The sequence below is a fragment of the Inediibacterium massiliense genome, assembly GCF_001282725.1.
Classification (GTDB): Bacteria; Bacillota; Clostridia; order Peptostreptococcales; family Thermotaleaceae; genus Anaerophilus; species Anaerophilus massiliensis.
On sequence record NZ_LN876586.1, the window covers coordinates 259680 to 273901 of the forward strand.

General features: G+C 37.2%; 12 protein-coding genes, 1 tRNA gene, 1 rRNA gene and 1 other annotated feature (1 of these 15 only partly in view). All 14 genes read left to right on the top strand.

The features are described from left to right. Positions 1-18: 18 nt before the first annotated feature. Positions 19-414, top strand: coding sequence for a cobalamin B12-binding domain-containing protein (locus tag BN2409_RS05045; RefSeq protein ID WP_053955572.1), 396 nt, complete (start codon positions 19-21; stop codon positions 412-414). A 75-nt stretch (positions 415-489) separates the two neighbouring features. Beyond that, positions 490-1419, top strand: coding sequence for a methylmalonyl Co-A mutase-associated GTPase MeaB (gene meaB, locus BN2409_RS05050; protein ID WP_053955573.1), 930 nt, complete (start codon positions 490-492; stop codon positions 1417-1419). A gap of 21 nt (positions 1420-1440) precedes the next feature. Continuing rightward, positions 1441-1845: a methylmalonyl-CoA epimerase gene (mce, locus tag BN2409_RS05055; protein WP_053955574.1), complete on the top strand. Its 405-nt coding sequence runs from the start codon at positions 1441-1443 to the stop codon at positions 1843-1845. A 41-nt stretch (positions 1846-1886) separates the two neighbouring features. Then, the gene (gene mmdA, locus BN2409_RS05060; RefSeq protein ID WP_053955575.1) at positions 1887-3434 is read left to right on the top strand and encodes a methylmalonyl-CoA decarboxylase subunit alpha; all 1548 of its coding nucleotides are present in this window, start codon (positions 1887-1889) and stop codon (positions 3432-3434) included. Positions 3435-3467: 33 nt separating this feature from the next. Beyond that, complete coding sequence (locus BN2409_RS05065; protein WP_053955576.1) at positions 3468-3872, top strand: OadG family protein; 405 nt, start codon at positions 3468-3470, stop codon at positions 3870-3872. A 40-nt stretch (positions 3873-3912) separates the two neighbouring features. Further along, positions 3913-4299, top strand: coding sequence for a biotin/lipoyl-containing protein (locus tag BN2409_RS05070; RefSeq protein WP_053955577.1), 387 nt, complete (start codon positions 3913-3915; stop codon positions 4297-4299). Positions 4300-4338: 39 nt separating this feature from the next. Beyond that, the gene (locus BN2409_RS05075) at positions 4339-5478 is read left to right on the top strand and encodes a sodium ion-translocating decarboxylase subunit beta (protein ID WP_110942961.1); all 1140 of its coding nucleotides are present in this window, start codon (positions 4339-4341) and stop codon (positions 5476-5478) included. 110 nt (positions 5479-5588) lie between these two features. Continuing rightward, positions 5589-6578 (top strand): biotin--[acetyl-CoA-carboxylase] ligase, encoded by a 990-nt coding sequence (locus BN2409_RS05080; protein WP_053955578.1) that lies wholly within the window; start codon positions 5589-5591, stop codon positions 6576-6578. 141 nt (positions 6579-6719) lie between these two features. Next, the gene (locus BN2409_RS05085) at positions 6720-7490 is read left to right on the top strand and encodes a type III pantothenate kinase (RefSeq protein WP_053956208.1); all 771 of its coding nucleotides are present in this window, start codon (positions 6720-6722) and stop codon (positions 7488-7490) included. A gap of 102 nt (positions 7491-7592) precedes the next feature. Beyond that, complete coding sequence (gene dusB / locus BN2409_RS05090) at positions 7593-8558, top strand: tRNA dihydrouridine synthase DusB (protein ID WP_053955579.1); 966 nt, start codon at positions 7593-7595, stop codon at positions 8556-8558. A gap of 199 nt (positions 8559-8757) precedes the next feature. Continuing rightward, positions 8758-9234 carry a transcription elongation factor GreA gene (greA, locus tag BN2409_RS05095; RefSeq protein ID WP_053955580.1) on the top strand — a complete coding sequence of 159 codons (477 nt, stop codon included), beginning with the start codon at positions 8758-8760 and terminating at the stop codon, positions 9232-9234. A gap of 19 nt (positions 9235-9253) precedes the next feature. After that, a complete protein-coding gene (gene lysS, locus BN2409_RS05100; protein WP_053955581.1) occupies positions 9254-10729 on the top strand; it encodes a lysine--tRNA ligase in 1476 nt (491 codons plus the stop codon). A 474-nt stretch (positions 10730-11203) separates the two neighbouring features. Further along, positions 11204-12731, top strand: a 16S ribosomal RNA gene (locus BN2409_RS05105). Positions 12732-12783: 52 nt separating this feature from the next. Further along, a tRNA-Ile gene (locus BN2409_RS05110) sits at positions 12784-12860 on the top strand. 109 nt (positions 12861-12969) lie between these two features. Then, positions 12970-14222: a sequence feature (23S ribosomal RNA rRNA prediction is too short), on the top strand; it runs 538 nt beyond the window's last position.

The window sequence follows — 14222 nt, forward strand, 5'->3', positions numbered from 1 at the left end:
ATAAAGGAGGAAAAATTTATGGATAGACCCATTAGAGTATTAGTAGCAAAACCTGGCCTAGATGGGCATGATAGAGGTGCAAAAGTAATTGCAAGAGCTTTAAGAGATGCAGGAATGGAAGTTATTTATACAGGACTTAGACAAACACCAGAACAAATTGTTAGTGCTGCTATTCAAGAGGATGTTGAATGTATTGCCATGAGTATTTTATCTGGAGCTCATAACACACTTCTTCCAAAAGTAGTGGAATTATTAGAACAAGAAGGAGTAGATGATATTTTAGTTTTAGGTGGTGGAGTGATTCCAGATGAGGATATTCCATTTTTAAAAGAGAAAGGAATAAAAGAAATTTTTACTCCAGGTACTCCAACTTCAAAAACAATTGAATTTATAAAAAATAATGTAAGAAAATAATAATATACACAAAAGCAGACGCAGATCAATGGGTCTGTGCTCTGCGTTATGACTGTTTGTATAGGCGGTGATGGAATGGATTTAGGAGATAGATTGTTAAAAGGGGAAAAAAGAGCAGTTGCAAGATTGATTACAATGATTGAGAATCAGGAAAAAGAAGCAATTGATATTTTGAAAAAATGTTATCATAAGACAGGAAATGCTCATGTGATTGGTATTACAGGACCTCCTGGTGCAGGAAAGAGTACCTTGACAGATAAGATTGTAAAAGCTTTAAGAAGAGAAGGAAAAACAATAGGTGTGATTGCCATAGACCCTACTAGTCCTTTTACAGGAGGATCTATACTAGGAGATCGGGTAAGAATGAATGAATTAAGTATTGATCCAGGTGTTTTTATAAGAAGTATGGGAACAAGGGGACATCTAGGAGGACTTTCTAAGGCTACACAAGGAGCTGTAAAAATATTGGATATTTATGGAGCAGATTACATATTTATTGAAACAGTAGGGGTAGGACAATCTGAAGTAGATATTGCAAAAAATGCAGATACTACGCTTATGGTCATGGTCCCAGGACTTGGAGATGATATTCAGGCTATTAAAGCAGGTATTATGGAAATAGGAGATGTGTTTGCTATTAATAAAGCAGATAGAGATGGAGCAAAAAGAACGGCAACAGAGATTGAAATGATGCTTGATTTTAATAAATCAGATCGAAGACCACCCGTACAAAAGGTCATAGCTATAGAAAATAAGGGGATTGAGGAACTAATTGGACATATCAAAGAACACATGAATTATTTAAAAGAAACAGGAAAACTGAAAGAAAAAAGAATGAAAAATAGCAAATTAGAAATTATTGATTTGATCCAGCAAAAGATGATGAGTATGATCTTAGATCAATCATCTAAAGAAGATATGGTCAATCAATTGGCACAGGATGTTGCCCTAAGAAATATAGATCCATATTCAGCTGGGGAAAAAATATTAGAGAAAATGAAATAGAAAAAATAAGGAGGAGATAAAATGAAAGTATTAAGAGTAGATCATATTGGTGTGGCTGTAAAGAGCTTAGATGAAACATTAAAATTTTATCAAGATATCCTAGGTCTTGATTTACAAGGAACAGAAGTAGTAGAAGAACAAAAGGTAAAAGTAGCATTTCTTCCAGTAGGAGATACAGAAGTTGAACTATTAGAATCTACAGACCCAGATGGTCCCATTGCAAAATTTATTGAGAAAAAAGGAGCAGGAATTCAACATATTGCTTTTAGAGTTCCCAATATTGAAGAAGCTATTGAGGAATTAAAAGAAAAAGGAGTTAGAATGATAGATGAAAAGCCAAGATATGGAGCAGGGGGCGCCAAAATTGCATTTTGTCATCCTAAGAGTACAAATGGAGTACTTGTAGAATTAAGTGAAAGACAATAGGAAACACTTTTATATATGATAGAGAACAGGAGGGCAAATTCATGGCAAATATGAAAATAGAAGATTTACAAAAACGCAGAGAAAAAATAATCCTTGGAGGCGGTCAAAAAAGAATTGAAAAGCAACATGCTTCAGGGAAATTAACAGCAAGAGAGAGATTGAATCTTTTGTTTGATGAAGGAACATTTGTGGAATTAGATGCTTTTGTCAAACATAGATGCACAAATTTCTCAATGGAAAAAGAAGAGGCACCAGGTGAAGGGGTAGTCACTGGATATGGTATGGTAGATGGAAGATTAGTATATGCTTTTGCGCAAGATTTTACGGTGATTGGCGGATCGTTAGGTGAAATGCATGCAGCAAAAATATGTAAGGTACAAGAAAATGCACTAAAGGTAGGTGCGCCTGTAGTAGGTCTGAATGATTCAGGAGGAGCTAGAATTCAAGAAGCAGTAGATGCACTATCAGGATATGGGAAAATATTTTATAGAAATACTATTGCTTCAGGAGTAATTCCTCAAATATCAGCTATTATGGGGCCTTCTGCAGGTGGAGCCGTATATTCTCCAGGAATTACAGATTTTATATATATGGTAGACCAAACAAGTAAAATGTTTATTACGGGACCTCAAGTCATTAAGACAGTGACAGGAGAAGAGGTTTCAGCAGAAGCTTTAGGTGGAGCTATGACTCATAATACAATTAGTGGGGTTGCTCACTTTGTAGCAGTAGATGATGAAGATTGTATTATGCAAATTAGAAGACTTTTAAGCTTCTTACCATCTAATAATATGGAAAATCCTCCGATTTATGAGACGCAAGATGACATCAATAGAATCATTCCAGAACTTGATGAATTGCTTCCAGATCATCCTAATAAACCATATGATATGTTTGATGTGATTTCAAGAATTGTAGATGATGGAGATTACTATGAAGTGCATCCTCATTTTGCAAAAAATATTATTACTTGTTTTGCAAGAATCAATGGAAGTACAGTAGGAATTATTGCAAACCAACCTAAATTCCTAGCAGGATGTTTAGACATTAATGCATCTGATAAATCCGCAAGATTTATAAGATTTTGTGATGCTTTTAATATTCCACTTCTTAATATTGTAGACGTTCCAGGATTTTTGCCAGGAACCAATCAAGAATATGGTGGAATCATAAGACATGGAGCAAAAATGCTTTATGCATATAGTGAAGCTACTGTACCTAAAGTGACGCTTATTACAAGAAAAGCTTATGGAGGATCTTATATTGCTATGTGTAATAAAGAATTAGGAGCAGATATCGTACTGGCATGGCCAAGTGCTGAAATTGCAGTAATGGGACCGGAAGGAGCTGCAAATATTATTTTTAGAAATGATATTAAAAATGCAGAAAATCCTGCTGAGGAAAGAGCTAAAAAAATTCAAGAATATACAGCTGAATTTGCTACTCCTTATAAAGCAGCAGAAAGAGGATATGTAGATGATGTAATTGAACCAAATGCCACAAGACCAAGACTTGTAGATGCACTAAATATGCTTATGTCCAAGAGAGAAACTAGACCAGCAAAAAAACATGGAAATATTCCTCTATAAAGTTAGTGATACTCTTAAAAGAGAGGTGAAAATATGGATAAACTTACTTTATTGGAAAAATTTTCTGATGAAAATTTAATTCATAGTTTGTCTATGGGAGATAAATTATTAGCTTCCATATATGTGATGATTCTAGGAATGAGTGTAACAATTATAGCGTTAAGTATTTTATGGGGGTTGATTGTTTTTATGTCTAAAGCTCTTCAAAACAAAGGAAAAGAAAGAAAAGAAGAAGTATTTGTACAACAAGAACAAAAAATAAATAATGAGACGAACGAAGAAGAATTGATTGCAGTTATTACTGCGGCAATTGCTGCGAGTATGAAAACTTCTACTCACAATATTGTTGTAAAAAATATTAAGAGAGTAGCAGATCCTACACCGGCTTGGGGTAGAGCGGGAAGGATGGAACAAATGAATCGCAGAGTACTTCATTAGGATGTATGAAGGATATAAAAAAGATAGGAGGATTAGAAAAATGAAAAAATTTAATATTACAGTAAATGGAAATAGCTATGAAGTGGAAGTAGAAGAACTTGGAGGCGTAACATCAACTCCGGCACAAAGACCTGTAGTACAAAGATCACAAGCCCCAGTACCAAAGGCAGCGCCAAAGCCACAACCACAAAAGGCAGCAAAAGCTCCAGTTGGAGGAAATACAGTTACAGCTCCAATGCCAGGAACTATTTTAGACATTAAAGTAAAAGAAGGAGATACAGTAGATAACGGACAGGTACTTTTAATTTTAGAGGCTATGAAGATGGAGAATGAAATTATGGCGCCTTTAGCAGGAAAGGTAGTTTCTATTCATACAACAAAGGGAGCTTCTGTAAATGCAGGAGATGTTTTGGTTGTATTAGGATAATTCTCAATTTCTTAAATACATAGGAAAGGAGATATAAATATGGGAGATACCATCATAAAGTTCCTGCATGATACAGGATTTAGAGGACTGTATGAACAACCAGGGAGTATTCTTATGATTGCCATTTCTTTTGTATTATTATATCTGGCAATTAAGAAAGGGTTTGAACCTCTCCTTTTGATACCTATAGCTTTTGGTATGTTTTTAGCAAATTTACCATTTGCAGATTTGATGAAGCCTCATGGACTTCATGGATCTCCAGGAGGACTCCTATGGTATTTTTTCCAGGGAGATGAACTAGGAATTTTTCCACCGATTATTTTTATGGGAGTAGGTGCCATGACTGATTTTGGACCTCTTATTGCAAATCCAAAATCTCTACTTTTAGGAGCGGCAGCTCAGTTTGGAATATTTACAACTTTTATTGGAGCTATTATATTAGGATTTACAGGAAAAGAGGCAGCATCTATAGGGATTATAGGAGGAGCAGATGGACCTACAGCCATTTTTTTGGCATCTAAATTAGCACCCCATTTATTAGGAGCTATTGCTGTGGCAGCTTATTCTTATATGGCACTTGTACCTATCATTCAGCCTCCTATTATGAAGCTTTTAACTACAAAAGAAGAGCGTATGATTAAGATGGATCAACTAAGAAATGTATCAAAAACGGAAAAGATTTTATTTCCTATTATGGTTACATTGGTAGTATCTTTAATGCTTCCTCCAGCAGCAACCTTAATTGGAATGCTCATGCTTGGAAATTTATTTAGAGAAAGTGGGTTAACAGGAAGGTTAGCAGATACAGCACAAAATGCTTTGATTAATATTGTAACTATATTTTTAGGACTTTCTGTAGGAGCTACTGCAAGTGCAAAGAATTTTTTAACAGAGGAAACTTTAAAAATAATTTTATTAGGAGTAGCAGCCTTTGCAGTAGGTACAGCAGCAGGAGTGATTATTGCAAAGATTATGAATAAATTATCTGGTGGAAAAATCAATCCACTGATTGGTTCAGCTGGAGTTTCAGCAGTACCAATGGCGGCTAGAGTTTCACAAGTAGTAGGACAAAAGGAAAATCCTTCTAACTTTTTATTGATGCATGCTATGGGACCAAATGTAGCAGGGGTTATAGGTTCCGCTGTTGCGGCAGGGATTATGCTTTCATTGTTCGGTTAAAAAACAGGCAGATGGTTCTGCCTGTTTTTTATTTAGATAAGAAATTTATAGCATAATAGAAGTTTTTTGTGTACCATATAGATAGGATTATATGAAGGAGAGATAGACTTATGAAAAAGCAAATTCTAAGTGCTTTAAAAAATAATCAAGATCAATTTATATCAGGAGAGGAATTAAGTCATCAAATAGGAGTAACAAGAACAGCAGTGTGGAAACAAATCAAAGGATTAAAAGAAGATGGATACGAGATAGAATCTATATCAAGAAAAGGATATAGACTTGTAAAAGAACCTGATATTTTAGATGGAGATATTTTAGAAATAGAAATAAAAAATAAATTAATTGGAAAAAAAGTATTTCATTTTGAAGAAGTAGACTCTACCAATACCATTGCAAAGAAAATGGCTAGTGAGGGAGCAGAGGAAGGGACTATCGTCATTGCAGAAGAACAAACTGTAGGAAGAGGAAGGTTAGGTAGAAGCTGGGTATCCCCAAAGAAAAAAGGAATATGGATGTCTATTATTTTAAGACCTTCCATAGATCCTATGGAAGCTTCGAAGGTAACACAAATTGCAGCTGCAGCTGTGGCAAAAGGACTTATGAACATTACTCATGGGTTTGTGGGGATAAAATGGCCAAATGATATTATTATCCACAACAAAAAAGTATGTGGGATTTTAACAGAAATGAGCGCTGAATTAAATTCCATGAATTATATGATTGTTGGAATTGGAATGAATGTGAATATGACAAATGAAGAATTCCCAAAAGAAATCCAAAATAAAGCTACTTCTATAAGAGAATTTATAGGAAAAGAGGTATCTAGAAAGGAAATTGTAAAAGAAGTTTTATATGCCTTTGAAGATTTGTATTTAGATTTTATTCAAAACAAAAATATAAAAAAAAGTATAGATTTATGTAAAAACTATTCAGTGACTTTAGGAAAAGAAGTAAAGATCAAAAGTCAACATGAAGAGATCATAGCTTATGCTATAGATCTTACCCATGATGGACAGTTGATGATTAGAAAGAATACAGGAGAAATGGAGACGGTTTTATCAGGAGAAGTATCTGTAAGAGGGATTACAGATTATGTATGAAGATGAATAAAGAGGTTATAATGAAATAAGGTAGATTTATACTTTTTTGTTGCAAAATAAATACTCAAATGATAACATATAAAAAGAAAAAAACAGATTTTAACATGATAAAGAACCAAGGGAGAAAGGTTGATCAAAAATATGTTATTAGCATTCGATGTCGGGAATACCAATATTGTTCTAGGAGCATATAAAGGAGAAAAACTACTAAATTATTGGAGATTTGCTACAGATAAGGCGAAAAGCTCAGATGAATATGGAATTTTGATTCATCAATTATTTGAATATGAGGGACTCAAACTAAAAGATGTAGAAGATGTAATTATTTCATCTGTTGTACCGCCTATTATGTATACACTTGAACATGCAGCTTCAAAATACTGTAATAAAAAAGCAATGGTGATCGGTCCTGGCATCAAAACAGGAATGAACATAAGATATGACAACCCAAAACAAGTAGGAGCAGACCGAATTGTCAATGCAGTTGCAGCATATGAAAAATATGGAGGACCTTTAGTAATAGTAGATTTTGGAACAGCTACGACCTTTTGTGCCATATCAGAAAAGGGAGAATATTTAGGAGGAACCATCGCACCAGGAATAAAAATTTCTAGTGAGGCATTGTTTGAGCATGCAGCCAAATTACCTAGAGTAGAACTTGTAAAGCCTGGAAAGGTAATATGTAAAAATACTGTAAGCAGTATGCAATCAGGAATGGTTTATGGATATGTAGGGCTTGTAGATTATATTGTTCGTAGAATGAAAAAAGAATTAGAAAATGAAAAAACAAAAGTAATCGCAACGGGAGGTCTTGCAAGTCTTATTATGACTGAATCAGAGACTATAGATCATATTGATAAGCTTCTTACCCTTGAGGGACTTAGAATTATTTATAAAAGAAACAAGGAATAAAATAAGAATTAGGGTCATGATTAGATTGTTTCTAAGAGTGACCCTAATTTATTACATAAAAAGAAATTATATTGGTTATAGATAAGAAACAGGGGTGAAAAAATGAAAATAGGAGATGTAGTACTCAAAAACAATTTATCTTTAGGACCCATGGCAGGAGTAACAGACTTATCCTTTAGGCTTCTTTGCAAAGAGCAAGAAGTAGGACTTGTTTATACAGAGATGATTAGTGCAAAAGGACTTTTTTATAATGATCAAAAGACTGAAAAGCTTATTGAAATTCATGAAAAAGAAAAACCTGTAGCTCTTCAAATATTTGGATCAGATCCTTATTTTATGGCCAAAGCTGCTCAAAAGTTAAATGATCATGATCATGCCATATTAGATATTAATATGGGATGTCCTACTCCTAAGATTGTAAAAAATGGAGATGGATCAGCTCTGATGAAGGACCCTAAGCTTGCAGGAGAAATTGTAGGTGCAGTAGTGAAGAACACAGAAAAACCTGTTACTGTAAAAATCAGAAAGGGTTGGGATGACGATCATGTAAATGCAGTAGAGATGGCAAAAAGAATAGAAGAAAATGGAGCAAAAGCTATTGCTGTACATGGAAGGACACGAGAACAATTTTATACAGGTAAAGCTGATTGGAATATTATTAAAGAAGTAAAAAATTCAGTGTCTATCCCAGTAATAGGAAATGGAGATGTGTTTACGATAGAAGATGCACTAAAAATGAAGGAAATGACAAATTGTGATGGTATTATGATTGCAAGAGGAGCCCAAGGTAATCCATGGATTTTTAAAAGAATAGCTCATTATATCAATACAGGAGAAATCTTATCAGAACCTACTATAGAAGAAAAAGTAAATATGATGATGAAGCATTTTTATTTATTGATTGAATATAAAGGAGAATATGTGGCAGTTCGAGAAATGAGAAAACATATAGGATGGTATTTAAAAGGAGTTAGAAATTCTAGTATTATTCGTGGAAGCTTAAATGGGATTCAAAGGAAAGAAGATATGGAACAGATGTTGCAAAAACTTTTAGACTATTGTGTATAAGTAGATTTCAAAATATTCAGGGCATAGCTTGACAATGAATACTATGTACATTATAATATTTCGCATATAGTGATGAAAAGAATCAAATATTTTGAAAATTGTATGCAGTATATAAGATGGATATAATACGAATAAAATTATGATGAAAACATATAATGATTAACAAGCATTTTATAAAAGGGAAAAGGAGAGAAAGTGGATGGCTGATAAGGAGATTATATTAACTCGTCAAGGATTAGAAAAACTAGAAGAGGAATTAGAGAATCTAAAAACTGTTAGAAGAAAAGAAGTAGCAGAAAGAATAAAAGAAGCGATTGCTTTTGGAGATATAAGTGAAAATTCAGAATATGATGAAGCGAAAAATGAACAAGCACAAGTAGAAGAAAGAATTGCAAAGCTTGAAGCGACTTTAAGAAAAGCAAAAGTTATTGATGAAGAAGATATATCTTTAGATGTAGTAGGAATTGGAACTACTGTAAAAGTGAAAGATTTAGAATATAATGAAGAAATGGAATATACTATTGTAGGTTCTGCAGAAGCAGATCCTTATGAATTGAAAATCTCTAATGAATCTCCTGTAGGAAGAGGATTATTAGGAAAAAAAGTAGGAGAAGTTGTAGATGTACAAGTTCCAGATGGAATTATAAAATATGAAATATTAGAAATTAGCAGGTAATTTTGGAGGTGTACAAAAGATGAGTGAAGAAATGAGTCTTAGCGAAGTATTACAAGTTAGAAGAGATAAACTTAAAAAACTTCAAGAGATGGGTAGAAACCCATTCCAAGTGGAAAAATATGAACAAACTGCATTTAGCCAAGATATAAAAGATGATTTTGACAATATGGAAGGGCAGGAAGTATCTATTGCTGGAAGAATTATGGCAAAAAGAACTATGGGAAAGGCTTCTTTTTTGGATATACAAGATAAACAAGGAAGAATTCAATCTTATGTTCGAAAAGATGCATTAGGTGACGAAGAGTATGAAATTGTTCTTACATATGATATTGGAGATATTATAGGGGTAAAAGGAAACGTGTTTAGAACGAAGAGAGGAGAAATCTCTATAAAAGCTCAAAATATAGAGCTTCTTTCTAAATCATTACAACCTCTTCCAGAAAAATGGCATGGTTTGAAAGACAAAGAATTAAGATATAGACAAAGATATGTAGATTTAATTGTAAATCCTCAAGTAAAAGAAACTTTCATAGCTAGAACAAAAGCTATAAAAGCATTAAGAAAATATCTAGATGATCGTGACTTTTTAGAAGTAGAAACTCCTATATTAGATTCTGTGGCATCAGGTGCTACTGCTAGACCTTTTGTTACCCATCATAATACTTTAGATATAGACATGTATATGAGAATAGCTACAGAACTACATTTGAAAAGATTAGTGGTAGGCGGAATAGATCGAGTATATGAAATAGGAAGACTATTTAGAAACGAAGGAATGTCTCAAAGACATAATCCAGAATTTACAACTATTGAATGGTATATGGCATATGCAGACTATGAAGTCATGATGAAAATGTGCGAAGAAGTAGTATCAGAAATGGCAATGGCTGCAGCTGGACAAACCAAACTAATGTATCAAGGACAGGAAATAGATTTTACTCCTCCATGGAGAAGAATAAGAATGGTAGATTTAGTTACAGAAACAACAGGTATTAATTTTGAAGAAGTAAGTACAGATGAAGAAGCAAAAAAAATTGCTAAAGAAAAAGGAATTGAAATAGAAAAAGAAACTACAAAAGGAGAAATTATTAACCTATTCTTTGAAGAATTTTGTGAAAAAACATTGATGCAACCTACTTTTGTTACGCATCATCCAGTTGAAATTTCACCTTTTGCAAAGAGAGATCCACAAAATCCAGGATATACTCATAGATTTGAGGCGTTTGCAAACACTTGGGAAATTGCAAATGCATTCTCAGAATTAAATGATGCTATGGACCAAAGGGGTAGATTTGAAGATCAAATAAGAAAGAAAGAATTGGGAGAAGATGAAGTTGCTATGATGGATGAGGATTTCCTAAATGCTCTTGAAGTAGGACTTCCACCAACAGGAGGAATTGGAATTGGTATCGATAGATTAGTGATGCTTCTTACGGATTCTCCAACCATTAGAGATGTAATTTTATTTCCAACAATGAAGCCTATTGAAAAGTAAATCATAGGGGATTGCCCCTGTGCTATGATTTTTAGACAAAGTCATAAAATTCGTCACTAAATTTTTAATAAATGTTCCTCATCTTTATGACTTTGCTAAAATAAAAACTTGTAAATAGTATGGAGCATAGGGGCTTACCTCTATGCTTTGATTTTTAGATAAAATTTTTAGTAAATGAAAGAAAATAAGAATATATTAAAAAAAAACGCATATAATGATAAATGTAGGCAAAAAATATAGTTGCATAGGATTGATATATATGCTATAGTATGTATTGTTGTTAGGAAATGTACAGTTTTGGAAACGATTACCTAACAAAAAATAATTGACATGACATATTATATTATGATATATTAGTACATGTCACTTGTTAGAGATTGACCTTTGAAAACTAAACAGCACAAGAAATGACAAGCAAAAACATGCAAAATGCCAAAATGATATTTTGAGCAAGAAGCACAAACCTCGAAGATTTTTTATGAGAGTTTGATCCTGGCTCAGGATGAACGCTGGCGGCGTGCCTAACACATGCAAGTCGAGCGAACAAATTTTTAGGAAGCCTTCGGGTGGAATAAAAAGGAGTTAGCGGCGGACGGGTGAGTAACGCGTGGGCAACCTGCCCTATACAGAGGGATAGCCTCGGGAAACCGGGATTAATACCTCATAAAACTCTAGTATGGCATCATATAGGAGTCAAAGATTTATCGGTATAGGATGGGCCCGCGTCTGATTAGCTAGTTGGTAAGGTAACGGCTTACCAAGGCGACGATCAGTAGCCGACCTGAGAGGGTGATCGGCCACATTGGAACTGAGACACGGTCCAAACTCCTACGGGAGGCAGCAGTGGGGAATATTGCACAATGGGCGCAAGCCTGATGCAGCAACGCCGCGTGAGTGATGAAGGCCTTCGGGTCGTAAAACTCTGTCCTAAGGGAAGAATAATGACGGTACCTTAGGAGGAAGCCCCGGCTAACTACGTGCCAGCAGCCGCGGTAATACGTAGGGGGCGAGCGTTATCCGGAATCACTGGGCGTAAAGGGTGCGTAGGCGGTCAGTAAAGTCTGGGGTGAAAGGCTACGGCTTAACCGTAGTAAGCCTTGGAAACTTATTGACTTGAGTGCAGGAGAGGAGAGCGGAATTCCTAGTGTAGCGGTGAAATGCGTAGATATTAGGAGGAACACCAGTGGCGAAGGCGGCTCTCTGGACTGTAACTGACGCTGAGGCACGAAAGCGTGGGTAGCGAACAGGATTAGATACCCTGGTAGTCCACGCCGTAAACGATGAGTGCTAGGTGTCGGGGGTTACCCCCCTCGGTGCCGCAGTTAACGCAATAAGCACTCCGCCTGGGGAGTACGGTCGCAAGACTGAAACTCAAAGGAATTGACGGGGACCCGCACAAGCAGCGGAGCATGTGGTTTAATTCGAAGCAACGCGAAGAACCTTACCAGGACTTGACATCCTCTGCATTACCCTTAATCGGGGAAATCCCTTCGGGGACAGAGAGACAGGTGGTGCATGGTTGTCGTCAGCTCGTGTCGTGAGATGTTGGGTTAAGTCCCGCAACGAGCGCAACCCTTGTCTTTAGTTGCCAGCACTTTGGGTGGGCACTCTAAAGAGACCGCCGAGGATAACTCGGAGGAAGGTGGGGATGACGTCAAATCATCATGCCCCTTATGTTCTGGGCTACACACGTGCTACAATGGCTGGTACAACGGGTAGCGAAAGAGTAATCTGGAGCCAATCTTAAAAGCCAGTCTCAGTTCGGATTGTGGGCTGCAACTCGCCCACATGAAGCTGGAGTTGCTAGTAATCGCGGATCAGAATGTCGCGGTGAATGCGTTCCCGGGTCTTGTACACACCGCCCGTCACACCATGGGAGTTGGGGGCACCCGAAGTCAGCGATCTAACCGCAAGGAAGAAGCTGCCGAAGGTGAAATCAATAACTAGGGTGAAGTCGTAACAAGGTAGCCGTATCGGAAGGTGCGGCTGGATCACCTCCTTTCTAAGGAGCAAGTCTTTCTGTGCTGTCTAGTTTTGAGAGGTTAACTCTCCATGGGCTTGTAGCTCAGGTGGTTAGAGCGCACGCCTGATAAGCGTGAGGTCGGAGGTTCGAGTCCTCCCAAGCCCACCAATGTACTTTGAGCAACGGAAATTGTGAATAATATGAACAATTTCGTTGGCGATGTACGTTTATGTACCTTGAAAATTGAACAATGCAAATGAAAAGAAATACAATTTCTGGTCAAGTTATTAAGAGCATAGGGCGAATGCCTTGGCACCAGGAGTCGATGAAGGACGTGGTAAGCTGCGATAAGCCACGGGTAGCCGCAAGCAGGCTTTGATCCGTGGATTTCCGAATGGGGAAACCTACCTAGGGTAATACTTAGGTACCCACTGCTGAATACATAGGTAGTGAGGAGACATACCAGGGGAACTGAAACATCTAAGTACCCTGAGGAAGAGAAAGAAAACTCGATTCCCTAAGTAGCGGCGAGCGAAAGGGGATTAGCCCAAACCTAAAAGTTATCTTTTAGGGGTTGAGGATATACTCGTTAAGAGCAAAGAATTTGTAGTCGAAGAGGTCTGGAAAGGCCCACCANTGTTGGTTGTGTGCGTCTAAGCCCGTAGGGAGTCTATATAGGCAAATCCGTATAGACAATCCTAAAAGGTGATGGGGAGCGAAATTTAAGTAGCGAACTTACTGATTCCACACTGTCAAGAAAAGCCTCTAGCGAGATCCTAGGTGCCCGTACCGCAAACCGACACAGGTAGGTGAGGAGAGAATCCTAAGGCGAGCGAGAGAACTATTGTTAAGGAACTCGGCAAAATGACCCCGTAACTTCGGGAGAAGGGGTGCCACGTTAGGGTGTTAAAGCCCGAGGTGGCCGCAGAGAATAGGCCCAAGCGACTGTTTAGCAAAAACACAGGTCTCTGCTAAGTCGAAAGACGATGTATAGGGGCTGACGCCTGCCCGGTGCTGGAAGGTTAAGGGGACGTGTTAACGTAAGTGAAGCACTGAACTTAAGCCCCAGTAAACGGCGGCCGTAACTATAACGGTCCTAAGGTAGCGAAATTCCTTGTCGGGTAAGTTCCGACCCGCACGAAAGGCGTAACGATTTGGGCACTGTCTCAACAATAGACTCGGTGAAATTGTAGTACCAGTGAAGATGCTGGTTACCCGCAGCAGGACGGAAAGACCCCGTGGAGCTTTACTGTAGCCTGACATTGGATTTCGGTATTGCATGTACAGGATAGGTGGGAGACTTGGATACATGGACGCCAGTCTGTGTGGAGTCGACGTTGGGATACCACTCTTGTAATACTGAAGTTCTAACCATAGACAGTTACCCTGTCTTGGGACATTGTCAGGTGGGCAGTTTGACTGGGGCGGTCGCCTCCCAAAAAGTAACGGAGGCGCCCAAAGGTTCCCTCAGCGCGGTCGGAAATCGCGCGTAGAGTGTAAAGGCACAAGGGAGCTTGATTGCGAGACATA